Annotated in this window: 15 protein-coding genes, 11 tRNA genes and 1 rRNA gene; all 27 read right to left on the bottom strand. The window is 29.7% G+C overall.

The features are described 5' to 3' along the window. Positions 1 to 362: 362 nt before the first annotated feature. On the bottom strand, positions 363 to 845 hold the full coding sequence (locus IEZ17_RS45885) for a hypothetical protein (protein ID WP_189306118.1): 483 nt from the start codon (positions 843 to 845) through the stop codon (positions 363 to 365). A gap of 299 nt (positions 846 to 1,144) precedes the next feature. Beyond that, positions 1,145 to 2,002, bottom strand: coding sequence for a cytochrome b N-terminal domain-containing protein (locus tag IEZ17_RS45880; RefSeq protein ID WP_189306117.1), 858 nt, complete (start codon positions 2,000 to 2,002; stop codon positions 1,145 to 1,147). 128 nt (positions 2,003 to 2,130) lie between these two features. Then, positions 2,131 to 3,075 (bottom strand): LAGLIDADG family homing endonuclease, encoded by a 945-nt coding sequence (locus IEZ17_RS45875; protein WP_189306115.1) that lies wholly within the window; start codon positions 3,073 to 3,075, stop codon positions 2,131 to 2,133. A 443-nt stretch (positions 3,076 to 3,518) separates the two neighbouring features. Then, the gene (locus tag IEZ17_RS45870) at positions 3,519 to 4,502 is read right to left on the bottom strand and encodes an LAGLIDADG family homing endonuclease (RefSeq protein WP_189306113.1); all 984 of its coding nucleotides are present in this window, start codon (positions 4,500 to 4,502) and stop codon (positions 3,519 to 3,521) included. A gap of 304 nt (positions 4,503 to 4,806) precedes the next feature. Beyond that, complete coding sequence (locus IEZ17_RS45865; protein WP_189306112.1) at positions 4,807 to 5,652, bottom strand: LAGLIDADG endonuclease; 846 nt, start codon at positions 5,650 to 5,652, stop codon at positions 4,807 to 4,809. Positions 5,653 to 6,164: 512 nt separating this feature from the next. Next, positions 6,165 to 6,326, bottom strand: a complete 162-nt coding sequence (locus IEZ17_RS45860; protein ID WP_506005269.1) for an NUMOD1 domain-containing DNA-binding protein — start codon at positions 6,324 to 6,326, stop codon at positions 6,165 to 6,167. A gap of 50 nt (positions 6,327 to 6,376) precedes the next feature. After that, positions 6,377 to 6,598, bottom strand: a complete 222-nt coding sequence (locus tag IEZ17_RS45855; RefSeq protein WP_189306110.1) for a hypothetical protein — start codon at positions 6,596 to 6,598, stop codon at positions 6,377 to 6,379. Positions 6,599 to 6,969: 371 nt separating this feature from the next. Continuing rightward, the gene (locus IEZ17_RS45850; RefSeq protein WP_189306108.1) at positions 6,970 to 7,428 is read right to left on the bottom strand and encodes a cytochrome b N-terminal domain-containing protein; all 459 of its coding nucleotides are present in this window, start codon (positions 7,426 to 7,428) and stop codon (positions 6,970 to 6,972) included. 1,344 nt (positions 7,429 to 8,772) lie between these two features. Then, positions 8,773 to 8,946: a hypothetical protein gene (locus IEZ17_RS45845; protein ID WP_189306106.1), complete on the bottom strand. Its 174-nt coding sequence runs from the start codon at positions 8,944 to 8,946 to the stop codon at positions 8,773 to 8,775. Between the two features lie 690 nt (positions 8,947 to 9,636). Then, positions 9,637 to 9,825: a hypothetical protein gene (locus IEZ17_RS45840; RefSeq protein ID WP_189306104.1), complete on the bottom strand. Its 189-nt coding sequence runs from the start codon at positions 9,823 to 9,825 to the stop codon at positions 9,637 to 9,639. Between the two features lie 249 nt (positions 9,826 to 10,074). Next, positions 10,075 to 11,112, bottom strand: a complete 1,038-nt coding sequence (locus IEZ17_RS45835) for a hypothetical protein (RefSeq protein WP_189306102.1) — start codon at positions 11,110 to 11,112, stop codon at positions 10,075 to 10,077. A 275-nt stretch (positions 11,113 to 11,387) separates the two neighbouring features. After that, positions 11,388 to 11,460: transfer RNA gene (locus IEZ17_RS45830), tRNA-Val, on the bottom strand. Positions 11,461 to 12,357: 897 nt separating this feature from the next. Further along, positions 12,358 to 12,636 (bottom strand): hypothetical protein, encoded by a 279-nt coding sequence (locus IEZ17_RS45825; RefSeq protein ID WP_189306100.1) that lies wholly within the window; start codon positions 12,634 to 12,636, stop codon positions 12,358 to 12,360. Further along, on the bottom strand, positions 12,626 to 13,066 hold the full coding sequence (locus IEZ17_RS45820) for a hypothetical protein (RefSeq protein WP_189306098.1): 441 nt from the start codon (positions 13,064 to 13,066) through the stop codon (positions 12,626 to 12,628). Before IEZ17_RS45820 ends, IEZ17_RS45825 begins: the two co-directional genes overlap by 11 nt. Before the next feature lie 309 nt (positions 13,067 to 13,375). Then, positions 13,376 to 17,565 (bottom strand): 23S ribosomal RNA (locus tag IEZ17_RS45815). Positions 17,566 to 18,577: 1,012 nt separating this feature from the next. Beyond that, positions 18,578 to 18,659: transfer RNA gene (locus tag IEZ17_RS45810), tRNA-Ser, on the bottom strand. 494 nt (positions 18,660 to 19,153) lie between these two features. Then, positions 19,154 to 19,224, bottom strand: a tRNA-Asp gene (locus tag IEZ17_RS45805). A 255-nt stretch (positions 19,225 to 19,479) separates the two neighbouring features. Next, a tRNA-Gly gene (locus tag IEZ17_RS45800) sits at positions 19,480 to 19,551 on the bottom strand. A gap of 222 nt (positions 19,552 to 19,773) precedes the next feature. Further along, positions 19,774 to 19,846: transfer RNA gene (locus IEZ17_RS45795), tRNA-Arg, on the bottom strand. Between the two features lie 423 nt (positions 19,847 to 20,269). Beyond that, positions 20,270 to 20,340: transfer RNA gene (locus IEZ17_RS45790), tRNA-Phe, on the bottom strand. 635 nt (positions 20,341 to 20,975) lie between these two features. After that, a tRNA-Ala gene (locus IEZ17_RS45785) sits at positions 20,976 to 21,047 on the bottom strand. A gap of 582 nt (positions 21,048 to 21,629) precedes the next feature. After that, positions 21,630 to 21,715 (bottom strand) — tRNA-Ser (locus IEZ17_RS45780). 219 nt (positions 21,716 to 21,934) lie between these two features. Beyond that, positions 21,935 to 22,006: transfer RNA gene (locus IEZ17_RS45775), tRNA-Ile, on the bottom strand. A 702-nt stretch (positions 22,007 to 22,708) separates the two neighbouring features. Continuing rightward, a tRNA-Trp gene (locus IEZ17_RS45770) sits at positions 22,709 to 22,779 on the bottom strand. 598 nt (positions 22,780 to 23,377) lie between these two features. Then, positions 23,378 to 23,448 (bottom strand) — tRNA-Cys (locus IEZ17_RS45765). Positions 23,449 to 24,281: 833 nt separating this feature from the next. Next, positions 24,282 to 25,052, bottom strand: a complete 771-nt coding sequence (locus tag IEZ17_RS45760) for a F0F1 ATP synthase subunit A (RefSeq protein ID WP_189306096.1) — start codon at positions 25,050 to 25,052, stop codon at positions 24,282 to 24,284. A 374-nt stretch (positions 25,053 to 25,426) separates the two neighbouring features. After that, positions 25,427 to 25,555 carry a hypothetical protein gene (locus IEZ17_RS45755; RefSeq protein ID WP_268249862.1) on the bottom strand — a complete coding sequence of 43 codons (129 nt, stop codon included), beginning with the start codon at positions 25,553 to 25,555 and terminating at the stop codon, positions 25,427 to 25,429. Positions 25,556 to 26,703: the final 1,148 nt, after the last annotated feature.

Below are 26,703 nucleotides of genomic sequence, written 5' to 3'. Positions count from 1 at the left end.
CTAGATTAAACATGTAATGGTTTAGTAAAAAAGAAGCAAAAAAAAAAAAAAACAAGGAGCAAAAAGCGGACTCTGAAAAAAAGGGGGGGGGCCTTAAGCCTAACTTCCCTCTCAATTAAACAAATATATAATAGGTATAATATTATTTGGAGTGGCTGTAGCCTACTCGAAGCGTAGTAGGCTTACAGCCACCCCTGCTCTATATTATATATATAGCTTAGAACAGGGGTTTAATGGCAGGATTTAAATTTACTGTAGTAGAAGCTTGTTTATTTGTATAGAGGCATAAAAAAAAAAATGCCTAAAGATTATATATATTTAATTAGATGACAAATTGAACCTATTACCATTAATATTTTTTTTTATTGTGATTTTTTCATGTCTTCATCGTAATTAGTTTTAAAGCTATCTAAAATTTCAGTTGTAGCTGAAACTGCACTAACAGCAGTTCCAAGACCGAATCCTAATGCTGCTAGTTTACTATTACTTTGGTAAGCTAACTTAGCGCAAGTATTTGTACCAATTGCCATTGAATATCGTTCAGTCACCGATGTTTTTTCTTCCAAAGTTTTTATAGCCGAATCGTAGCCAGATTTGATTTCTTTGTTTATATCTACCGGCGGTTGGAATCCTCCTCTACCTGAGTGATCATTAAATGGGTCTAAACCTGGACTAGAGGGAACATTATCATTTGCACAGTAAACCGGTGTTATAATATATTTACTAAAATAATAATTAAAATCGACAAATATATTAATTATAGCGAAAACATAACTGAATGAATTAATAAAAAATATTATTGCTAGACCTTTTTGAATTATTGTACCTTTTTTAAATGCAAACAAGATTAGTAGTGTTGATTGATATAATGTTAAACCAAAAAGGAAATACGTAATAAGAGCAAAAAAATGCAGCAAAAAAAGAAGATAAATAAAGGATATTCTAGCGAATTGGCTAAATAATCTGAGAGGCTTCGCCTTCCCGGAATAGGTAGCTAATCGGGGTCCTAAACTCACTATAATAAGGCTAACTGAATAACTCTTAAATTTGCTGCAAAAATATATTTTATATTACAAATTAAGATATTAAAAGATTTTTTAAAACTAATTACAGGGTTTAGAACTATAAATTTTATTTCTTTAAATTAACTTATTACAAATTCTTTAATAATTAATTTGTAATAAGTTAAAGACTTAACCTTTGTTTTTTTTGAATTGGAATATGATCTAACGTCTTTTAGAAATCTAAACTTATTATTAATAGCAGGGGTATTAATGACAGGATTTAAATTTACTGTAGCAGAAGCTTGTTTATTTGAATTTTCGCTTAAAGCAATATCCATTAATGTATTTTCAAATACAGAAACGGCAGGAATAATAATTAAGAAATGAGCAAAATAATAAGCTGTACATATTTGTCCTATTTCTACATAAGGTGACTCTACATGTTGGCTACCTAACCACATTAATAAAAGGAAGTTTACTGCAAAAACAGCAAAAGCAATTTTACTAAATGGTTTAAATGCATTTCCTCTTAATCTACTTAAATCTACAATAGGCATTAAGAATAAAACTAAAATTGCAGCAATCATAGCTAAAACTCCTAATAATTTGTTAGGAATTGATCGTAAAATAGCATAGAAAGGAAGTAAATACCATTCAGGTACAATAGAAGCTGGTGTTTGCATAGGATTAGCTGGAATATAATTATCACTATGTCCTAACACATTCGGAGCGTAAAATACAAATAAAGATAAAACTAAAAAGAATGCTACGATTGTAACTAAATCTTTAAAGATAAAGTATGGATGCATTGCTAATCTATCTAAATTTCCTGTTACTCCTACTGGATTATTTGAACCACTTTCATGTAAAGCAATCATATGCATAATAATTAATGCTGCTAATACAAATGGTAATAGATAATGTAAACTGAAAAATCTATTTAATGTAGCATTTGATACGGAACATTTTTGTTGATAGTCACCAGTATTTAACTTCATTCGGTTTGCAGGCTTCGCTTGATAACCTGTAAAGTAAAGTTAAAACTTCTCACTATACGCAATAAATCTCTTTATTGATCGGACTATATCTTAATCTTATAACACTTATTTTTGACCCTACTGCTTTTTTAGTAATTTGACGGTATGTTTATTTTATCGCTATATCTTTTTATTTGACGTAAAGCTTTTATCCATAATAAATATTGTAATTTTTTATTACCCATTAATTTAACTGGAGCTTTATCTAAAAATTTTATTATATTTTCTATTGATCTTATTCCTGTAACTTTGAGTTTACTAGAATTTGTTTTATCAATATATATCGCTGTTTTAAATGATAAATATTTTACAATAGCAGAAATAATAACATTTCCATTTGTTTGACTTATCTCAAAACTAGCTGTTAAATAAATAGAAGACTCTAGACTTTTATTTTTTGCTGTATTGTAAATACTAAAACAGCCTTCTCCTTCTATAAATCCAACTAACCATGCTTCAAAATAATGAGCATTTAAGATAGAATCAACATTATTTAAACTAGGCTCAATAATTCTATTATATTCAGGTAAATCATTTGAATAAATGATATTCGAAAGCAAGGATTTTCTAAAAAATAAATAATCATATTGTTTATTTGATAACATAGGATATAAATCAAAAATAGGTAGAATGTATTTTTTTAAATGATCTTTATTTTTAATTCTAAATAAAACCATTTCACTTCCATTATCTCTTTTTCTGAAACTAATAACTCCTACTCCTAATAATTTTTTTATTTTATATAATAATTCTACATCTTTAATTGATAATTCAATTCCTAGTTCATATTTGACATATAAACCATTTTTTGTAACAGTAAAATAACCATCTCCTTCTATAAAACCTACTAAATAAGCGTAAATAAGATTTTCTGCGTCTAGTCTCTGAGAGGCTTCTGAAGTAGAAATACTTCTCACCCCTGCTGATTGTCTCCATGTTACTGCAATTTTTACGTAAGTTATTAATAATGTTATTAATATCAAATCGTATGCAATTTCGGAAGAGTTTCCAGCATTAAGCAGAATTTTTAACATTATGTCACCATAATGTGGTTCATCATTGTATAAACCTCCCCAAATAACAGTTTTATTTATAATAGGGCATTTAATCTCTATTTTCTTTTCTTCACAGATATTAATGATCTTTTTGATTATTAATATTAATCTCTTGGCAGGTGTTAAAAGATTAAAAAGCTTAGACTATGTCTTCAACTTAACAATGTTTCTCTTTTGTAATATTATAATATAATATATTAGAGTTAAACATGATAAGTTGTGGGGTTCTCGTGTCAGGCTTATTGTTGGTATAACTCACCCATTAGTCGTTGAACGTTCTTGATTCATAAAATACCGAATCAAGCTCCGCTGCAAATTATCTTTAATAAAGACGTTCTTGCAATTCTCCCCATTTTTCATTAAAACATCACTGTTTTAAGGAGCCTATCTTAGAAAATTAATAATAATTATTATTAATAAGTTTAATTTGAAGGAAACTTTAAGTTTTTGTAACGAAGTGTTTTTTGTAAATCATTTAACCATTTGAAATAACTAATTCCTTTTAAACCAATTAATGGATGATGACCTGAAAATGAAAAAAAATTAATAACTTTTTGTATATCAGATTTACTTGAAACACAAAACCCATGATACATATCTTTTTCCAGACTTATTTTCCTGTTGCTGTCAAAAACTAATTTGAAAGCTTCGAACAGGTTTAGCTGTATTCTTTGTTTAAAACTAAAACAACCATCATTATTTGATTTTATAAAAAAAGAACCTTCAGCTAAAGTAAAACCTATGATCCAATTTGCCCAAAAAGGTAAGTTTAGATAATCTGAAGGACTAGTTAGCATTTGAATTGAATTATTTTCTTTTTTTTGTCTATCATTTAAAGCTTCTATTTCATCATATAATTTTATATCATTTTTTAAAATATCAATAGCTAAATTAAATTGTGTTTTACGAGTTTCGGTCAAAAAAAAGATTTTATGATGTAAAAATAATGGGAAAAGAACTTCTTGTAAATCAGTTCGATTTATTATTAGTTTACAACTTGGACTTTTAAGATCTTTATATTCAATCACTTTACCTAACTTTAATACAGATTCGATATATTTTAATGTTGAAATATCACTTAAATGTAACGATAAGACTAATTTAATTGCAATAAATCCTTTTGTTGTTTTAGTTATTTGAATATAGCCATCTCCATCTATTAAACCAGCTAAAAAAGCTAGGAATGATGATGGTATCGATAAATATTCTTGTTTTTGTGATTCTAAACGACGTTTGTTTCCTCTTGTTAATGCTTTATTACTAATAATGCCTATTGTAGACAATCTGTTTGTTATAACAGATCCACAAATAGTGCAATTTATTAATTCTATAATGTTTTTTGACTCTACAATATCTTGTCCAATCCATGGAATTGCTGACATTAAATTAGTAATAACTGTTGCCAAATCTCTTATTCTTAATAAGAATACCTGTATTATCTTTATTTATAGAATCTATAAATTGCTTTTAGGCTAAAGATAACCTTGTGATTAATAGATCTAGAGATAATATCTTGTCTATTAACAGAGATCCCGACTGTACATTAAGCAGCATTTAAGCCACCTATCGATGGACCAGTCTGTAGCGATGATACACATCACCGACGGTCTTAAGTAATAATAAATAATACTCTTTAACCGTTTTCATCGATATCGCTAATAATCTTATCATTTATTGTTTTTTGTGTAAATTGGCAATAAACTAGATTTATTAACTATAGTGTTTTATTAATTTTTTAGCTTTCCTTTTGCTTGACGCAAAAGTCAAGCCAAAAGTTACAATCTGGCCAAATTTATAGTACATGGATTTATGTAAATAAGGTTTGATGATATCAAATAAAAGCTGCATCGAACTTTTACCAATATAAATATTATACTGATCTAATCTACCTGTTTTTATAATAGAAGTTTTAAGTTCATATTTATTTCTTAATATTGATGCTAACTTTTCTACATCTGAATAACTAAATGAATTGGTACACAGTTTTAAGCCTGCTGAAACTTTAGCTCCATCATCCATAATCCATACAGCCAAAGCCATGGGATTTAGATAGATTTCAATAAAATCAGGTACTCGTTTTATGTTATTAATATAAAATCCTTCATGAATCCAATTAAAACTTGAATAAGTAAAGGTTTTAAATCTAATTATTGTTCGACTTTTTCCTTTTAAACCTAGTCTTTTGACTAATTTAGGGATAGTGCCATTACAATAACCTAATTCTGCTAAATAATGATGAAACCACAATAAATAAGCAGAATGACTATCTTCTTGGTAAAATGCTATACGAGTCCCATTTCCATGTTTTTCTGCCGAAGCATCTCCAAGTAACGAACCAATTAAAATTGATAATAAATTAATATTATGAGGTCCTATACGTTTAATAGCCCTTATACGAGTTTGTTTAAAACTAACAATTCCACTTAAAACCGTTAAATTCTCTATATTTGATATATTTTGTGTTTGATCGATTGATATAAAATTTAATAAAAATTCACCATTTGGGGCGATAAGTTTACCCCATAATGACATTTGTCCATAAGGTAATACATACATATTATTTATTAGAGATTAATCTAACAAACTATAATAACTTATTTTTTCGTTTATTATAACTTAGATCCGGACATAAGGACAAATTTGATCTAAGTAATTCCGACTGTACATTAAGCATCATTTCAGATACCCATTAGTGACCCAGTCTGTCGCGATTATATAGATAACCGACGATCTCTAATTTTTTAGCACGCTTATTTCATAATTTTTCTGCAAAATAAAACGATTAATAAATTCTTTGATCGTTTTCACTAACATTGCCAAACTATTCTTAATATAAGATTAAAAAGAGTTCAATAACTCCGTCGAGTTATTCCACTTTAATTTTTATTTCTTTCTACAAATTGCATAAAAATTTTTACTCATGGGACTATAAATTATATTCACTAATAAATTTTTTTTATAAAAAAAAAAAAGCAGCAAAAATAAAATAAAATTAAATTAAATTAAATAAAATTAAATATAATATAATTTATAATTAATAATTTATTAATTATAAATTAGGTTATTATTTATGTTAAAACGTATTCAGCTAAAAACCGTCTTTTATAAAATGGTGTTGAATTTTTATTATTTAAAGCTCTTTGAATAGTTTTAGTAGATGTACCGATAAATGCTGCTGCATCTATTATACTTTTAAATTCCCCGTAAACTGTTCCGTTAACGTTATAAATAATAATAGCAGATTTTAAATAGACTCAAGTGATAATTTTCGACTTTAAACTTATCTATTTAAAGCTGATTTTTTCATCGCTTCAATAGTTTCACTATTAAAAGTTTTAGCAGTATTAAGATTTGCAATAATTAATCGTCTTTCTTCACTATAATTAGTTTCCATTTTTAATCTTGTTACTTCTGAATGTTTGTAACCAAAACTTGATCCTGCTTCAGTTAAAATATTATAATTAGGTAAAAGAGATTTTAAATAAAAATCTTCTAAGTCCATTAATTTCTTATTATTTTCTCTTGTAACTTTTTCTTCAAATAATTGCGGAGTAAAATTATAAAAGCAAATGAAGGGGGACCTCGAAATTTTGACCCTACTGCATATTTTTTAACTGCATTCTTTACTATTTTACTTCCAGTCATGTAAAATAAATGATTTACGAATCTACTATGAAATCTACCTGTTGAGGCCGAACCTATGTAATAATCTAAAGTAATCTTGTTAAGAATGAAATAAATAGCAGCAAGTTCTCGTGTTTCATTTAATACTTTATTTTTGCAGCGCAGCGATTTGTGTATTAGATAAATCATCATATACAAATACTGGATTTAACTTTTTTTCAATTAGAAAATTTTTAACTATTTTATTTTTTAATATAATCTTGTTTTATTTAAAATTTTATTTTTTAATATAATCCATTTTGGGCTATGTAACAAACCCAGGAAAGCTGTAATAATCATAACTAAGAAAATTACTACTCCTATACTCCAAACTAATACTCTTGGTGATCTGTATGATCCATAATATAGTCCTCTAGCCATATGTGCATAAACGAATAAAAAGAAAAAACTAGCAGTATTAGCATGTAAATATCTAATTAACCAACCATAATTTACATCTCTCATAATATGTTCTACACTAATAAAAGCTGCATCAATTGATGGTGTATAATGCATAGCTAATGTAATTCCTGTAATAATTTGAATAACTAAACATACTCCTAATAATGAACCAAAGTTCCATAAATAAGAAATGTTTACCGGTTGTGGTGAATCTATAAGATAGCTATTTAATAAGCTAAGAAGTGGATGTGTTTTTATTAATTTCATTTAGAATATTAAGGATTCGAACCTTTTTTAGAAAATATTATATATATATATATATATATATATATTATATATATAATATTAACTTATTATTAATATATATTAATAATTATTATTTTATTTATATTTGCCATTTAGATTTTCACGGGACGGAGTCCTGCTAAACTATAAATAAAATTTCTTACCAATTAAGAAAGATATCCCGTTTACTTTTATTTTTTTTTTTGTCTTTTTTTTTTTACTATAATATAGCAACTGCATTCTACCCTAGTAGAATTATTTTTAGTAGAAATAATATTTAACTATTAACTACTATCCCTTATATATAAAATATATTAAAGGCTGTTTATTATTCTAAAACTAAAGAAGATTGACGGGACAGTACCACCCTCCAAACAAACAGCTTTTTTCAAGGACCCTTTTATTTATAGTCTAATATGAAAACCAGCTGCTCTTTTTATTCAAAATAAATAAATTATTTAGATATACTATGTTTTTGATAAAACTATTAATTGATGGATTTAAATTTATTGCGTTAGCTTTTCTTTTTATTTGAATTTTCGCTTAAAGCAATATCCATTAATGTATTTTCAAATACACTAACAGCAGGAATGAGAACAAATCGGTTTTTAAATTTCATTTAAAATATCCAGGTTTAATTCTTTTTGCTGCTTTTTTTTTATTATAAAAATCTTGCTTAATTTAAGGAAGACGGGACCCTTAAGTTATACTAGATTTTAGTTTAATTAACTGTTCTTGTTCATTTAATTTGCTTAAAATATTCGAATCAGAAACAGTTACATTTTGGTTTAAACTAAGCTTATCCTTAATGGGCTAATTTAACAGAATTAAAGTTATAATTTAGCAGCAAAAATAAATAGATTCATTTAAAGTTAGAACTGATGATTTTAATAATAAAGCTGGTTTTTTTTATAATAACCATTTCTTAAAAAGGAGCAAATTCTTCTTTTAATAGGGCAGCTTGCAAGGGCTACTGTACGCCACTAGTTCTTATTTTCGTTGTAATGTTAACCTTAGGCTTTAGAATAAGAATAAGGACAGCAGTAAAAAGACAGGAGGACTACCGCCGCCGGCCACTAGTTCTTATCCTATGTCCGTCTTAATGGTACATCAAGCCAAGAATAAGGACAGCAGTAAGAGGCTACCCTTCCTTTTTGCTCCTTTTTAAGAATTAATTTTAAGCTGTTTACTTGACGCTTTAAAACTGCACTGCACTGCACTGCACTGCACTGCACTTGCACTTGCACTTGCACTTGCACTTGCACTTGCACTTGCACTTAAAGGGGTAGTTATAGATTATTAATTAGCGGAAAAAAGCCTATATCTTTAGGCTTTTTTTATTTTATCAATCTCCCGTTTCATATCCGAAATAATATCTTCACCGCATTCTCTTTTTATTTCATCAAAAACTGCTTGAAACTCAGAAGTTTTAACTAATAATGATTTAAACTTGGACAATTCCTCGTATTCCTTTAATTTAGCAATAATTTTTAACGGCACGTTGATTTTTGTTCTGTTCTTTCGTGAAACTTTGGACCAATTGTTATGTTGTTTCGTATTATTTAGGTTTTTTTAATAGAATATTAATAAAACTTGTAAAGCAGGTTCTCTAATAATTGCTAATTCTCTAAAATACGGTTCCTCTAATATATTATCTAAAGAATTAGCAGCTGCTGCCATAGTAAAATAAGTTCCAGTAAGAAAGCAAAATCCTTTTAGCAGCACACAAAAAATTACTCCTGACCCTTCCGACATAATATATTTTTACGGAGAATTTCTATGTATCCATTTGTCGCCGATAGGCGGTCCTGTAAATAGATAGTATAGAGTATATAATAACCGTAAAGAAAAAATAAGAAACATATAGGCTAACTGCGTAAGACCTAATACTATTATTAATTTGTATACAACAGAAAAGACTAAGGATTCTGGATAATAAAAAGACTTTTGTTGATCATAAATAAGAATAAGAGCACAGATAGCACCTAGTACCCTCATTATTCTACCTAAAGGGCTAGAATGATACGCTTCTAGCTTTGCAGGTAGACTTGGAAGAGATAATCCAAATTTAATTCCTTTAATAAAATCAAATGAACTTATATATTCTTTTAACTTAAACTTTAAGTTATTAAGTTTTAAATGAATGGTGGATAGAAAAAAAGGAAAAAATTCTAACGTTTGTATGTTAATTTAAAAAGAAAAATATATCCATATATATAATATATAACCTAATGTAATTCCTGTAATAATTTGAATAACTAAACATACTCCTAATAATGAACCAAAGTTCCATAAATAAGAAATGTTTACCGGTTGTGGTGAATCTATAAGATAGCTATTTAATAAGCTAAAAAGTGGATGTGTTTTTATTAGTTTCATTTAGAATATTAAGGATTCGAACCTTTATTATTAATAATTATTATTATCAGCAATCACTTCTCCTTTTTGAGTTATATTCCTTCTATATGTCGCTTATATACTACCCCCCTTATAAGATATATTTTTTTATAAAAATGGCTTGTCCAGCTATTTTATATTGGTACTTTTTGTCTTTCTTGATGTTTTTGTTGGTCCGTTCTCTCCTACCCTATTTCGTTTCCTATTTTTAGGGGTATTTTAATCTAATAGTTATTTATCTTTAATTTTTTTAATCTCATCATCTATTTCTTTAAAAATATCTCTAGCATATTCAAGTTTTAACTGTGTAAAAGTTTTAACAATTTCAGGTTCAGCAGTTAAAGAATCTTTTAACTTAGCTAACTCTTCATATTCTTTTATTTTTCCAAGAACTTTTGATGGTACAGTATTTGTACCATCAAAAGGTTTATTTACAGACCCAAATGTTACGTTATTTTGCATATTTTCGACTATGGTTTTTAATCCATGTGCTGGTGCTTTTATAATAGGAAGCTCACAAAAAAAAGGTTCAGCTAATAGATGATCTAATGTAATAGCAGCTCCAGCCATTCCTATATAACTACCACTTAAGTAACAAATTCCTTTTAGCAGCAAACATAAAATAGCTCCATGGCCCTCACTTAAAAACCATTTCAAGGGAGAATTTTTATGTATCCATTTGTCGCCGATAGGCGGTCCTGTCAAAATATGATATATCGTAAATAGAAATCTAGTAAAAAATACCGCAAATACATAAATAAAATGCCAAAGACCTAAAACTATAACAAAAGGAGTAAGAAAAGCAAATCCTTTTTCATTCAATATCCCTTCAGCTTTACAGATAATAATAATGGCTGAAGTTCCTCCTATTACTCTCATTATTCTACCTAGGATGCTATTATGATAATTTGCTAAGTTTTTTGGTAAACTGGCCTCGGATAATCCTATTGAAATACCTTTAATAAAATCAAATGAATTAACCCAACAAATGAATCTGTTTAACGAAACAGACAGGTTTTTTTTACTTTTTTTTATATTTCTGGATAAACTAAAAAAAAAAGTACTGGATACAGTAGAAAATTCTATCGTTTCTAACCCAATATCTAAGTTAGAAGATATTAGTGAAATTTCTATTATAATTTGAATAACTAAACATACTCCTAATAATGAACCAAAGTTCCATAAATAAGAAATGTTTACCGGTTGTGGTGAATCTATAAGATAGCTATTTAATAAGCTAAAAAGTGGATGTGTTTTTATTAGTTTCATTTAGAATATTAAGGAGTCGAACCTTTATTATTAATCTTATTCAATGATGGAAACGGTGAATTTAGAAAGCTAGTTATAAAGAATAATAAAATTAATAAAATTAGCCAATTTATTCCTTCTTTTAAGAAAAAAAAAAAAGCAGCAAAAAGTAGCAGCAGCAAAAATGCAGCAAAAAAAGCAGTAGGGTCCAAAATGCAGCAAAATAATAAGTTTATTTAAAGAAAGCCCTTATTTTAGGAGCAGGATTAAAAATGGGGGGATCAACAAAATTTTATTAGGAAATAAAGGATTCGAACCCTTGACAAATCGCTTGTAAGGCGATCGCTCTACCAACTGAGCTAATTTCCTTTTTTTTTTTAGCTGCGCGTCTTTGTCTTATTTAGATCTAATAATTTAGATAAAGCTAGTGGAACGTAGTAAACCTCTCGCTACTAAAAGATTTAATATCTAGTTCAAAATACTAAAGATATGGGGGGGGTTGCGATAAGATATAATCAAGTTTACAATAAATTAGTATAAGATACCTTAACATGTTACCATGCTTACAGCTCCTACCTATAATTTATTAATTAAAACTAAAGATTAATTAATAAATAGTTTCGTAATATTCTATTACGTATTTATAAGAGTATGTAAAGGTTGATTTCAGGCTTTAGATGCTTTCAGCCTTTCTCCATTCCCAACGTAGCTTTCCTGCCGTGCCTATTTATGAAATTCCAATTAGTTTTAATAGAATTCTAAATATAATAAGATTATATTAAAATAAACAACAGGTAAACAAGAGGTTAGTCCATCCAAATCCTTGCGTACAAAGGACAGATCCTTTTTCGACTCTAATTTCCCATAGAAGATAGGGACCGTACTGTCTCACGACGTACTTAACCCAACTCGCGTGACCTTTTACTCGGCGAACAGCCGAACCCTTCCCAGCACCTACACCGGGAGGATAGGTCGAGTCGACATCGAGGTGCCAAACTGCGCGGCCAATATGGACTCTCTTGCGCCATTAGCCTGTTCAATTTTGTTATCGCAACCTTTTTAATTATGTTGCTTCTTTCCTTTACAGGTTGTATATTAGAGATAAATCGTAAAATCTAAATACAATGGATATTTAAAATTATTTATAATCTTAATCCAAAAGTTCAGACTATGTCTTCGTCTTCACTAAATATAATATGTTCTACCCTTTATTTAAAGGGGTAGTAGTAATAATAATTATTATTATTAAGGTAGTTTATATCTCATTTATGAAATAATATGAGGAGGCGCTAGCTCCCAATTCCAGGAAATTTTTGTAACTATCGTTTTTAATAACGATAATTTTTTGCTCCTGTTTTTGTTTAAACGTGTTTCACATAATAAATTAAATTTACACATTAACTGTTCTGACATCATTTCAACTTCTTTAAAAGTAAAACTTTGAGTATTTAAAACAATACTTTTGTTTTTGGAATTAAGGTTATAATCTAATTTACCTCCGTCATCCACTCTTGGTCTTTCTTTGGCTTTGCTGCTAAAAGACAAGAGGAAGACTAAACCAATAAGCTAATCCTTTTTCAGTTAAATGATCTCTTATTAAATTATTTGCCACTCCTTTCTTTTTATTTATTAAGAATAATTCGGCTAATTCATTAAAAGCTAAATGACTGATTGTTTGAAATGCCCAATTAGTAACCTTATTACCTTTAGGACTAATTCTGGTTTTTTGGTGAGCAGGAGATAATACCCATTCATCAAATAAATTATAAACATGCATTAAATAAGGTTTATTTTTGTTTCCCCATTCAAATTTCATTCTATGAGTCTTACCTTTATTTTGAGATTGTAAACTAGCATCACCAAGCATTAGACCTATTGATGCTTGAAACTGATCAGCAGTTAACTTAGTCAATGAATTTTTATATTCATTGACTAATCTACTATTTAAACCTAGTCCTATTATTGAATTTTTCATTTTTTTCATTTTAGTTTATTTTCCTCTATATTTTATATTTTATATTATATATGTTAAAGACGCCGGGCGCTCGTGGAAACTTCTAATTTACTAAAAATAAAGCAAATTAAAAGTCATTATTTATAAAAAATTATAAATAAAAAGATTATTGTTTACACTACTCACTTTCTAGTCGTTGAACGTTCTTACTTAAAAATTAGTGTAAAAGTAAGCTTCGCTGCAAATTGACCTTATATTAATAATATATAATTATTGACTTAGATAAAATCTAAACTTTAACTCGGTCAAATAAGGTTGTTCTTGCAATTCACCCAGTTTATTACTTAAATTTCACAATTTAAGAGGACTTTTATGCTAATCCCTAGCGTAACTTTATTCGTTAAACGATGGCCATTCCATGATGAACCATCTGGTCACTATGCCCCACTTACGTGTCTGCTCGACTTGTAGGTCTCGCAGTTAGGCTTGGTTATGCCATTACACTTGTTGTTAGATTATGCTTAATCGACTATTATTATTATAAAGTAGTCAACCAAATTCTTTTTGATTTAAACATCTTTTACTAATTTGAATATTTGTCATAACTTGTTTAAATTTTAGAGAATTCATCTACCCATTTCCATTGGGTTCAACCAAACCTTTATGTTTTAAATTAAGCTTAATTATTATTACTAATAATTATGGAGTGCTTTAATTAATCGGACTTACTCAGATACTTTTTTTGAGAATTGCGCCCCACAAAAACTGCCAGCTAGTCACTGTCACAATTATGTTAAAAAACTAATAATTGCTACTTTATCTTATTCAAGTTTGCTAAATTAGCAATCTATATTTATATAAGTCAATGTTTAATTAAACAAAAAACTTTTTGCACTACTATTTTTCTCAATTATATAAAAAAAGCGAAAAGGGTAGAGTGATATCTCCACCAGCTTACGGCCTATTAGGTAAAGGTGTTTCACGGGGAATCTCCCTAGTCTAATCGACTACCTTATACTCTACAACCTAATCCGATCGCAAGCAATAACTAGTTACAGTAAAGCTGCATAGGGTCTTCCCGTCTGACTATGGGTAAACTGTATCTGCACAGCTATTCCAATTTCACTAAGTCTATCGCGGAGACAGCTGTTGTATCATGGGATCGTTCATGCTGGACCGCATTTAACGGCCAAGGAATTTCGCTACCTTAGGACCCTTATAGTTAAGGCCGCCATTGATCAGGGGTTCCTTTCTTTCCTAAATAATAGAAAGTCAGTTAGCCTATGACATCGGGCAGATTTCATACCTTATACTTAGACTTACGTCTTTGCAAAGTACTGTGTTTTAAGTAAACAGTTGTACAACACGATTTTCTGTGGCCGTTCGTTAATTTGATGCGCAAGCTCTACACTTACGGGCTAAATTAACGAACGGTACTCCTTCTCCCTAAGTTACGGAGGCATTTTGCCGAGTTCCTTCGCGATAGTTCTCTCATACGCCTTAGTATTCCCTACTAGCAAACCAGTGTCGGTTTAGGGTACGGTTTAATAAGAAGCCTATAGTTTATAGACTTCTTTCTTTGATAGTTGCAGGCTAACCTGCAGCGGCAGAAAACAAGTCCCTAACCACTCTAAAGCTTTTCAAAAAAAAAAAAAAGCTTGCAACTACTGTTTTTTCCTGAACCTTTTATACTAATATAACTGGTTTTTATTCAGAAAGAAGTTTTATTTATTTTCTCATCGTTTTAACCCTTTCGGTTATTATCTTAGAGGCCGTTACTTTACTCAAGGCTGTTAAGCATTGCCTTGAAACCCTTCTGCTTAAGGCGAGGTGGATTATATTTATTAAAGATAAAAAAAAAATAGCAAATAGATAAAGCTTGCGCATTGTCCAAATTATTTTGCTGCGCAGTGCTGCTTTTTTATTTAAAATAGACCACCTTTAACGTTACTCATGTCAGCATTCTCTCTTCAGTTATGTCCAAGTAATGAAACACTACTCTTCATCCATTTACTGAATGTTCCGCTACCGCTTTATAATTTGTCTGGCTGTGCTTTTAAACATTAAGCCAAATTATAAAACACAAGATTTCGGCACATTGTTTAGATCCGGTAAATTTTCGGTGCTATTCTCCCATTTTCATTTGGACCACTGCGCTATTACGCGGTCTTTAAAAGATAGCTGCCTCTAAGCTCACTTCATGGCTGTAGAAGGTGAATAACTCCCTTTATTTCACTTAACTGATTTGACCTTTAATAGTCAAAAAGTTGTCTTATCCTAAGGATAAGACCACAATGATTTTGGAGCCTTAATTTTCTTGTTCTGGGCTGTTTCCCTTTTGACACATGACCTTAGCACCAGGTGTCTGATTGTCCATTATTCTTATTTGCCATTCCGAGGTTAATTTCCAATGATAGAGCCTTCACGACCCCCCAATATAAAGCTTTATCAACTTTTCGCCTTTAAAGCGATTCTTATTTTGCAACAAAATAAGAAGTTAAAATAAAGATTATGGAATTCAAGTGCTGTACCTGCTAATAAGTTAACTTTCCAGCAAAGTTATATTTCGCATTAGAAGTTATTGTATGGATGACCTACTAAAATAGGTTTCGCGGAATACCAGCTATCTCCAAGTCAGATTTGTCTTTCACTTACTTACCACAGTTCATCGGAGCTTTTTGCGACAAACCAATTACATTAGCATAAACTTTCGCTTATGTTTAGACTATACCTTCAACTCGATTTTCTATAGTAGATCTAAATTTTGATAACATAATAAAATAACATCATATTTAAATTAAATCCCTTTTAACTTTAACTAGTAGGCTAATTTACTTATTAAATAATTTAATTTGTAATACCTAGAAGGTAAAATATAATCTTTAACAAGATTTATAAGTCTATCCATGGATTCAACAGGAATATATAGTTTATACTGATCGGGCGGCTGCGCTGCTTTTTTTATTTACATGGCTAATTTGAGCTTTTATTTCAAAATTTTCAAATTAGGCCGATTTAAGTAATTCTATACTTTTTAGAGGGGCTTTGCCTCCTGTTGGTATAGAGTCTTAAACCATTTCCATCCGCTCCTCCATCAGCCATTATCTGGTCTTATTTAGAAAAGATGATTTATATTATAATATAATATAAATTATATTAACTTATTATTTGTATATATATAATATATAAATAATAATAGATATAAATAATACAAGTAGTTTTAATAAAATATATATTTTATTAAAAGCAGCATTGAGCCAATGCTCTAGCAGTTAGCATCTCTTTTATGTTAAGAGGAACGATTTTGATTCCATCAACATAAAAGAGTGGGGTTTCCCCTACTGTAATAATTTAAACAGGGATAACTCAAAGTCATAAAAGATATTACTTTATATTCTTTATTTATTTTTTTGTTATTTTATTTTTGTTTTGTTTAGTTTAGTTCATAATAGAACTGAAATCATCGAGTGCCAGCGTGTTGCCTTAATAATAATTAAAGCCTTCCTTTCGGTCAGTCGTTACAGGGTTTTATAAAGCTTGTTAATTTATTTCTCGTTAAAATAACAATAAGAATTTTTTGACCCTACTGCATTCTTGATTTCTAGAATTATAAAACTTACCCACGGTATTGCCATGATAAATTCAATATTTATTTTAGGGTTCCACCGTTTTGAGCTGGTACATAGAAAATATAATTTAATTATATTAACTTATTATTAACTATTAATTAATAATAATAGATAGTCACCTATCTAATGGGCATTTCTACCCGTTCAGTCATTTATATACTTGACCATGGTAAGATCACTTGGTTTCGGGTCTAATCGAGGATACTTATATCTTTCTTAATAAATTAAATTAGGAGCAGAAAGATTATACCATCATTCTTTATATAGTCGTTTTATCTAGGCATTTCTGCTTGCATCACCGATTAAGTTGCTGACCCATTATGCAAAAGGTACACCGTTATTAGCTATTAAAAGCTTCATTCCGGCTGCTTGTAGAACTACTATTTCATCTCTTTTTCACTATGCCTTAGGCAAATCTTTTCAAACTTTCCCTCACGGTACTTTCTCTATCGCTTAACATACCATATTTAGCCTTAGAGGATGGTTCCCCCACTTGAGAAACAATTCAAACAGCTTTTCTGCCGTTCTACTTGTTTAAATATATATTAAGGTTGATACTGGGCTCATTACCATCTTTGGCTAGATTTTCAAATCTATTAATCCCTTAATTGAACCTTAATCAAATTAAGATCTTTTTTTTATAAAACTCAATATTATTAAGTTAAATAATATTTATATATTTTAGGCTAATCCACGTTCGCTCACCACTACTAATGGAATCTCGGTTGATTTCTTTTCCTAGAGTTATTTAGATGTTTCACTTCACTCTGTAATTATAATTGGTTTCCCTTAGGAGTTACATAGATAATTTTTTAACTATGATTTTGCATTGTTAGCTCCCTCCTTGATATGTTAGCTAGTAATCCATAATAGTCCCTTTTTATACATTCGTTCTCTAGAATATAATATATTATAATATATTATTTCGTAGTAGTCCTTCTACCTATGGAGAAGGAGCACTTTTTTTAAGAACGTTGATTATATATTTCATATCGCAATACTACTTATATATATAATATTATAATAATGCACTGCAAATGGATTGTAGGCTATAATTGGCTAAAGTTAATAACTGCTGCAAAGTTAAAAAGGAACTTCCAATCAATTATTTTATTCTATTCGGTTCATTTTTGCGAGATTATAGCCAAGCAGAATTATCTTAGATAAGCGGCTGCAAAAGTGTATTATAATATAATTTTGCAGCAAACTAAAAATAACTTTATTAAATTATCATTATAATGATAACTATTTTTACGCTGTCACTGTCCCTAGTAGAAGAGCTTTGCGTAATAGGACCGGGGACATATGCAGATAAAATCCTAAAGGCGCAGCCGTCCAAAACTTCTTCTATTGGCAATATTTGTCATAACATATTGCCAATAAGACTAGTCTTAATTAGTCATTAAGCTAACAATATAAACGGAAATTACAATGAATAACAATTAATTGTTCTTTTGGACTAAGGATAGAAATAATGGTTAAACAATTTTCTTTTTGAAAGTCACCCTCGCGTGCTGCTTTTTTTCTCATCCTTAGTTCTTTCTTAAAGATAAATGTTTATCATAATAATAATAATTATTATAATTATTATAAGTTTTCTTAATGTTGCATTATAAAAATACAAACAATATTATTAATATAATATAATTATCTCTAAGCTAAAAAGAGGGCGAATAAGTGAATATTATTATTGCAGTTTGACCCTACTGCTTTTTGCTGCTTTTTTTTTGAATACACTCCTAAAGCTTACTATGTGCTATTTCATACTACTAATTATTTATAGTCTAATTATATTATATAACAGTCAGATTTGCTGCTGACCGTCCTTATTTCTTTTCGTTGGTGGTATTTAAAACAACTAGTCAATAGCTAAGCATTCCTCGCTATAGTTCATACGTAGAAGTGGAAAAAGAGGGAGTCGAACCCTCAAGGACTTTCATCCAAATACGTAGCAAGTATTTTACCTTACCTATGGAAATTTTTCCTTTGGAGTCATTGGCCAAAGAAGAATAAATTTATTGCTAATTTATTTATTCTAACCAGGTTAGACTTAGTTATGACAAAGGCCGGCAAAGTGGTTCTTTGACGCCGTTCAGCTACTGCCCTTCTATTCTTATTCTTATCCTTACGAAAGAATATTATTATTAATAATATTATTTGTATTTTCTTAATGAGGTTACCCTCAATATCCAAAAACTTATTATTAAAGCCAATGAAGTCCTCTTATTTATTAAGCCAAATTAAAAACTCTATTAGAGTAAAAAGTTATTTTTATTCCCTTACCATTGTGCTGCAAAAAAATTTATCGATAATAGCTAGAGTTATAAGCTCTACAATATATAAATGAAGTAAACAAATTCCTCTTACTGGTTACCCTCCAATATTTTTTGCCAGCGTCGCCGACCCGCATTTTTTTTGACCCTACTGCTTTTTCTTTCTTTTTATTCCGCGGTAAGCTTAGTATTGATTTGCATTTAGTCGAGCTTGACCCGGCACGAACGGGCATCTTCCTGCGTGACAAGCTGGAGCTTTACGTTAAGCTACAAGCCCTTCAATTATTTGGAGTTAATTAGCACTGTATTTTAATAATTTAACTTTATAATTAACTGTCTCTTTAATATTATATCTATTTAATTGCTGCAATAGGATCCCCAATTTGGCTCCTGGTCTAAAATTTTATTTGTAATAGCAAAAAGAGTGCGGCAGCAAAAATTATAAATAAAGGTTTCTGTCCTTGGAGCCTTTACTTTTTTTTTTTGCGCTATTTCATTCCCGATTCACTTTTTTTGTTTTTGCTGCTTTTTTTACAGGTAGCCTGACTTGAACAAGCACGAACTGATTGGAAATCAGTGAGTCTACCAATTAACTTATACCTGCTTTATTATTAATAATTCCCTTTCTAATCTAATTAGATTAGAAAAATACTTTTTTAGGCTCAAAAAAAAACAGTAGGGTCAAAAATAAGTATAAAAGATCTATTTTTTAGACTTGTCACTGGTATAAAAAATAGCCGGTCTTATCAAAAACCTAGATTTTGCTCCTGCTGCTAAAAACTGCGCAGCGCTAAAAGCTGCTAGCGCATAGTAATAACTTGCGATAAGCACCCTGTAGGACTTGAACCCACAATGGACGGTTTCGAAGACCGACGCTTTAACCATTTAGCTAAAGGTGCTTTATTTTATTATTAATAATAATATTAATAATAATAATTATAATAATTAATAATAATAATAACTCTTTGTTTAGTTATATATATATTATATAAATTCTACAGCGCTCCTCAAAACTATAAAACTAATTCAAACTATGTAAGGCGGACCAACCGTCTTTAAAAAAAAAGCCAAACTTACGGTTGGAGGGACTCGAACCCTCATGTCGTGAGACAATTAGACCTAAACTAATCGCGGATACCAAATTTCGCCACAACCGTACAAACTTTTAAGGACCGGAAAAAACTTTTTTATGTGACAGAAAAGCCATCTTATAAAATATATTATCAACCAAAGAAAAGCTTCTGCTTTTAAATTGCGCTGCAAATTTTTCATCTTTATAAGATCTATACAAAGCCTTAAAAGATCTTTGCTTTTGCGATTACCGCCCAGAAAAGGAATTGAACCTCTATCACAGCATCTTCAGGGCTGTGCTTTACCGTTAAGCTATCCGGGCTTATCTTTTATCCTTAGCCCATAAGGGAAACTCGAAAGGATAATATTATTATATCTTAGAAAAAAAGGAAAGGAGTATTTAGCAAAAGAATAACATTAGTCATAATATTTTTGACCCTATTGTTTTTTTTTTTTATAAAAGCACAGTAAAACTTTTTTCTGTTAAATTAATAACAAATAAAAAAAAAAACTAGCAAAAAGCTTGCGCACTGCCATAAATAATAGATTTAGCAATCTGACCGCCTCCGGCGATCCTTAGTGCAAATGGATCTAATTTATTTAACCTTATAGTATTGCAAAAATATATTTATATAGCTGTAGATATTTAGTAGCTGCTGCACTAATATTGTTATATTATATATGTTGTTTCTAGTTTTGACTCTATCCCTATGTTTGATTATCTCTTTAACGCCGTTCATATTGTTGGCTTAATATTTTATTAAGACAAACATAGAATAAGAAGAGGCGACCCGCCGAGAACTACTTACAATAAAACCAGAATAAAAGAGAGACTAACCTTATTATTTGGCAAGTTCCCTTTTTTTTTTTTAGCTGCGCGTCTTTTGAAAGTCACCCTCGCGTGCTGCTTTTTTTTTCAACCTTAAGACAAATTATAAGCACTACATCTATGACTATTGGAGACAATGGGACTTGAACCCATCTCTTTGACGTGCAAGGTCAATATTCTACCAACTAAATTATATCCCCATATATAAATAATCAGGTTCGTTTAAGTTTAAGGTTAGTTGTCTATATAAACATATCTTTGTTTAAATAAATAGCGCTTTAACCTTTAACCCATTATCTTAAGCTAAAAACAATTTAAGTAATATAATTAATATTATCTTTTGGAGGTCAGCCTTGCGTGCTGCTAAATAAAACTTACTATAAATAGGCAGTCTTGTTTTTTTTTTTTAGCTGCGCGTCTTTTCTTTTCTTTTGAAAGTCACCCTCGCGTGCTGCTTTTTTTTTTTGCTTTACGCCGACTTTTGCTAAAAATAAACTTAAAGCCTAATCTTTCTTTTATGAAAAGAAAGATTTTAGATAGAAATAAATCTATATCAGGGAACCTCTAGTAGTCTTAAATAGCACAAAGTAAACCAACGACTACTCCTTTTTACTTTGCAAGTATTACTTAAAGCTGGCCAAATAAAAAAAAAAAAGGAATGAAATCCAGCAAAAAGAATTAAAAAAGCAGTAGGCTAAAAAATATTTTTAGCCCATTAAAAGAATGACAGCAAAAAGAAGGGATGGAGTCCTCCTAATTTTTTCCATTAGAGGTTCCCTGTAAGGAAAAGGCAGGATTCGAACCCGCGCGGGCAAAGACCCTTAATATTTCAAGTATTACGCTATAAACCAGACTCAGCCACTTTTCCTTGTATTATTCATAATAAGAAGAGGTCATAACAAAAAATGCTTTTTATACTAATATATTAATGCGGTGATTTGTTCTAGGGTTAAATCGCCTAGCAATCCTTTTTGCTGCTTTTTTTCTTTACTCTTACTAATTTCGTTCGTTATAATATACGACATATTAAAAGGAGAGCTTGCGCCTCCCTTATCTTTCCGTAGGAGGCTCCGCCCCGTCCATTAGTTGATTTTTGAAGGAATCGAACCAACATTTCAAACTTATCAAGTTTGCACTTTAACCGTTAAGTTAAAAAACCATATTACAAAATAGGTATAAAATAGTTTTTAGATCTCTTAAAGAAATTTAAGATTCAATTTTAGGCCGTTTATATCTTGGGATCGCGAGCTACTGGCCGTAAGTAAAACTAGTTTGTAATTCTTTTTCTCTTAGTAATAGAAAACATAGCCTAACCAACCGACAATAAGAAAAGACAATTATTATTATTTGGCTTAAGGTTCTAAGGGAACCTAGCCAAAAGATAGTAGCGAAATCGCCAGCCCCCAACTTTTGGCAGTGCGCTACCTTTTTGAAAGTCACCCTCGCGTGCTGCTTTTTTTTTTATTTAAAGCTTAAATTTGCTGCAAATTTATTAAATTTTATTATGTTAACAAAGCTATAGAAGAAACCTGTTTATTCTATTAGAGACAATATTATTAGGTTTTTAGGTCAGTAAACTATGATGCAACCTCTTTATGCAGCAGGGCAGAATTATATTTTAAACAAGAAGCCAAGAAATAGTGAAAACATTTTCACTATTTCGGTTGGCTTAATGGAATATTAAGACAACTGAAAGAATTAGATTAGAAACTTTATTATTTATCCGCAGAGTGGGGGTAGGGTAGGGTAGGGCGAGCTAGCGCCCCCCACCCTACTGTAAGCATTAGACTTTTATTTTACACTGCGCTGCCGCTTTTCTTTTTTTTAGAAAACCTTTTGAACCCTATGTGTACAATATTAACAAGAATGGAAAGAATTGAACTCTCATCAAATGGTTTGGAACCACTTATTCTACCATTAAACTACACTCTTTTAATAAAACCTTAAAGGATTACTAAAAGGGACCAAAAGGTTTTATATTTAGCACGTTCCCTTTGAACATCCAAAAATATTCAATACTAAATTAGAAGCAAGATTTCATCTCCTCTTTATAATATTATTTTTTCTAGGACTAGAAACTGGCCGAGAAAGATATATATTTTATAGTTTTTATATTAGACAAATCTATTTCCTCTTACTTCTTTTAAAGAAAAAGAATAAAAAAAATGCACTAGGGTCCAAAAAAAAGTAAAAAAATAAATAAAACCGTTCCTGTGGATTTATATTTTAGGCCGTTTATATCTTGGGATCGCGAGCTACTAACCGTAAGTAAAACTAGTTTGAAATCCTTTTTCTCTTAGTAATAGAAAACACAGCCTAACCAACCGACAATAAGAAAAGGCGATCCATTTTACTCTTACAGTAGTACTTTTTTTTTTAGCTTTTTTTTTTACTGCAAACAGGAAGAATCAAAAGATTATTTAGATTAAAATATAAATAATATTATAAATAATATTATTCTTTCAAAGAAGGAAAGAGATTTATTATTCTATTGCCAAAAGCGGCCCGCCCGTTTAATTATTATAGAGATAAGGCAGAGTGGGAATCGAACCCACTTCGTTAGATTTGCAATCCAAATGCATACCTTATGCAATTCCACCCCATATATTTACACTAATATGCACTATAAAAAAGCTTAAATAAATTTCCCGGCTACAACCATTGACCGCTAGCTTTTGCCACTACAGAGTTAGGGCAGCTATAAAAAAAAAGCAAAGCAAAGCCATGCAAAGCAAAGCAAAAAAAAAAAGCAAAGCAAAGCAAAGCAAAGCAAAGCCAAGCCCAGCCCAGCCCCGCCCCTGGATTTCATCTCCAAGACAAGGAGCCAAATTTTTAATTAAACTAGACTAGTTGCCTTATATTTACTCGCCTTTCCTTTTGGACAAAATTACTAAAATATATATATAGATATATTATAAGCTCTCTCTAGGACTTGAACCTAGACTAAGATATTAGAAGTATCACGCTCTACCGATTAAGCAAAGAAAGCTGGTTTTAGTTTCTAGAACAAATAATAGAAATGACTGTAATAAGACTTGATTTACCATAGAATATATTAATATTATACTTAACACCAATTACTATTTATAGTAATAAAAAAGAAAAGGGGGACCGATGCAATTGAGCATAGATTTATCATTTGGATGCCGTTTATATCTTGGGATCGCGAGCTACTAACCGTAAGTAAACTAGAATGGAATCCTCCTTCTGTCTCTAGAAAAAGCACTGCCTAACCAACATCTATTAACAAAAATAAAAAAGAGTGTAACGGCCGAAAAATTCAGATTTAATTGTTTAGGTTTTAATCCAACTATTTGGGATAATCTAATTTAAGAATGGGGAAGTATTAATTTATAATCATTTGGTTGAGCTTATATAATAAACGTCTGATAATATAAATGAGATCTATTAATATTAGCTATAAGCTTAAGTTACTAATGAAGATCTAAACTATCTTTAATATAACTACAAGTTAAAATTGCAAAAACATAAGCTTGAATAAATGCAATAGCTAACTCTAATCCTGTAATGGCTACTAATAAAACTAATGGTATAATACCTATAACAAACATTAAAGGACTTGCGGCCATTATTTGATAAATAAACCCTCCTATAATTTTTGTAAGCATATGCCCAGCCATAATATTAGCTCCTAATCGGATACCTAATGAAAGACCTTTTGCAATATACGAAATTAATTCAATTAGAACTAATAAAGGCACTAAAGCTAATGGTGTTCCTGCTGGAACAAAATATGAAAAGAATTTTAATCCGTGTTCTTGGAATCCGATAATAGTAACAGCTATTAAAATAGTCATACTTACAGATAAAGTGAAGATTAAATGTGATGTAATAGCAAAACTATAAGGAACCATTCCAATAAAGTTACCAGCTAAAACTAGCATGAATAAACAATAAATAAAAGGAAAGTAAAGCTGACCTTTGGGACTAGCTATTTGAGCTTGAACCATATTTAATATTGTAGTGTATAATGATTCTTGGCTAATCGAGTATTTGTTTGCAATAATTTGGTTGTTGTTATTTGCAATAACATTAAATCCTACTACTACTATTAAAGCTAAAATAAAATATAATCCTATATTTGTTAATGATAATTGGGCATAACCAAATAACGGTGCATTAATACCCATTAAACTATTAATTTCAAATTGTTCTAAAGGACTTTGTATATGTGTATATGTCATAAAAAAAATTTTTTTTTTCTTGTTTTAACTTCTTGTTACAGTGCTTTTGCTATAATAACTTAGAAACTTTTACAAATAAGGTCCAAGGGATTAATGCTGCAAAAAAAAAAGCAGTAGGGTCAAAAAAAAAGAACCCTTTGCCCTCTGTCAAAAAGAGAACTAGTTAGAACTGCGTAAATCTCTTAAAGAAAAGCCTCTGCTAAATTAAGAAGAATTTTTAATACAAGTGATATTATGTTTTTATTTTGTAATCAGTATATAGAAAAGAATTAAAGATAAGATATCTTTAGATCCTAACTCTAGGAGAGATTTTATCTGCCACTTCTCCTTCTATCCTTACGAAAGAATATTATTATATATTAATATAATATTATTTATCTAGTTATTATTATAATAATAATAATAATAATAATAATAATAATAATAATAATAATAATAATAATAATAATAATAATAATAATAATAATAATAATAATAATAATAATAAACACTATTTTTAGCAATAGCTAAGAATATGAACGCAGGCGACTAGGCTTATGGCCAAACCGCAATTATTAGATTAGATATCTTAGAACATGAAGCCTTATACTAAAGCTTTTTTTACTTGTCTTCTAAAATATTCTGTTGTTATTATAATAATCTAAAAAATATTTCCAGATTATATAATTTGTTTTTTTTTTTTTAGTCAGTCCTCTTCCTTTTAGCGGTAGGGACACGTAAATCGACTAGATTAAGATAATTATGATTTTAACGTTCTTTTAATTTAGCAGAAGAATTTTTTGCTGTAAGCTGGCTTTGGTTATAGTTATCCTATTTGCAAGATTAAATCCAGCCGCCGTTCATATTGTTGGCTTAATATTTTATTAAGACAAACATAGAATAAGAAGAGGCGACCCGCATTTTATTTTTTCTTTGTGCCAAACCAACTTATAATTTTGTAATAAATGTTCGAGTTAAAAATAATTCTAAATATTTAGGTAAAATATATTTAGAAAATAAATATAGCATAACTAATAGAACAGCAAAACCAAATGTAACTTGATTTACAAAGTAAAATGGTACTAATTGAGGCATAATATTTTTTAGAAGGCAGATGGCCCTTATCATTTGATGATAGATTCAAGGTTAAATTGTTTATAATAGGTCCTTTCTGTCTTTAAATTAATCTTAAATCAGCGACCGAATAAATTGAATCTAAATCAAGGTAAAGCAATATATATAATATACAGGCGGCGCAACGCTCAAAATAGGGTTGCAGCAAAAAAAAAGCAGTAGGGTCAAAAAAATTAGAGGTCACCGTCGAAGCGTAGTAGGCAATTTACCACTCCTTTTTTACCTTACTTAAATAGATTACTAATCTTAACCTGATTATTAATAACAGCAGAGTTTAATTGCTTTACAGTTGAGCGGTCTAAAACCATAACTTTACAATCCAACTAATTTATAGTTCTAGAAGAGCGTAGTAAGCCTCTAGCTACTAATAGATTAAAGTTAGGTGGGGACCAATAAATTAATTAAAAGGTTTCCTTTAGCGCCTACAAACCACACCGGCCGGAATGAAATCCTCACTATCAAAATAAAGCATTTTAAAGTAATTTAACTTCTTTCTTTTCTAATTATATTATAAAACATAGCACCCATTTTTTTTGCT

The sequence above is a fragment of the Streptomyces albospinus genome, from assembly GCF_014648695.1.
Lineage (GTDB): Bacteria > Actinomycetota > Actinomycetes > Streptomycetales > Streptomycetaceae > Streptomyces > Streptomyces albospinus.
Note: the sequence above shows the minus strand (reverse complement) of the source record. Positions and strands in the feature narration are given on the sequence as shown.

Excerpts from the sequence above, each read along its gene's own strand:
- IEZ17_RS45880 (WP_189306117.1), bottom strand. The coding sequence starts at position 2,002 with ATGAAGTTAAATACTGGTGACTATCAACAAAAATGTTCCGTATCAAAT.
- IEZ17_RS45835 (WP_189306102.1), bottom strand. The coding sequence starts at position 11,112 with ATGAAACTAATAAAAACACATCCACTTTTTAGCTTATTAAATAGCTAT.
- IEZ17_RS45855 (WP_189306110.1), bottom strand. The coding sequence starts at position 6,598 with ATGGACTTAGAAGATTTTTATTTAAAATCTCTTTTACCTAATTATAAT.
- IEZ17_RS45875 (WP_189306115.1), bottom strand. The coding sequence starts at position 3,075 with ATGTTAAAAATTCTGCTTAATGCTGGAAACTCTTCCGAAATTGCATAC.
- IEZ17_RS45840 (WP_189306104.1), bottom strand. The coding sequence starts at position 9,825 with ATGAAACTAATAAAAACACATCCACTTTTTAGCTTATTAAATAGCTAT.
- IEZ17_RS45850 (WP_189306108.1), bottom strand. The coding sequence starts at position 7,428 with ATGAAATTAATAAAAACACATCCACTTCTTAGCTTATTAAATAGCTAT.
- IEZ17_RS45820 (WP_189306098.1), bottom strand. The coding sequence starts at position 13,066 with ATGAAAAATTCAATAATAGGACTAGGTTTAAATAGTAGATTAGTCAAT.
- IEZ17_RS45760 (WP_189306096.1), bottom strand. The coding sequence starts at position 25,052 with ATGACATATACACATATACAAAGTCCTTTAGAACAATTTGAAATTAAT.
- IEZ17_RS45865 (WP_189306112.1), bottom strand. The coding sequence starts at position 5,652 with ATGTATGTATTACCTTATGGACAAATGTCATTATGGGGTAAACTTATC.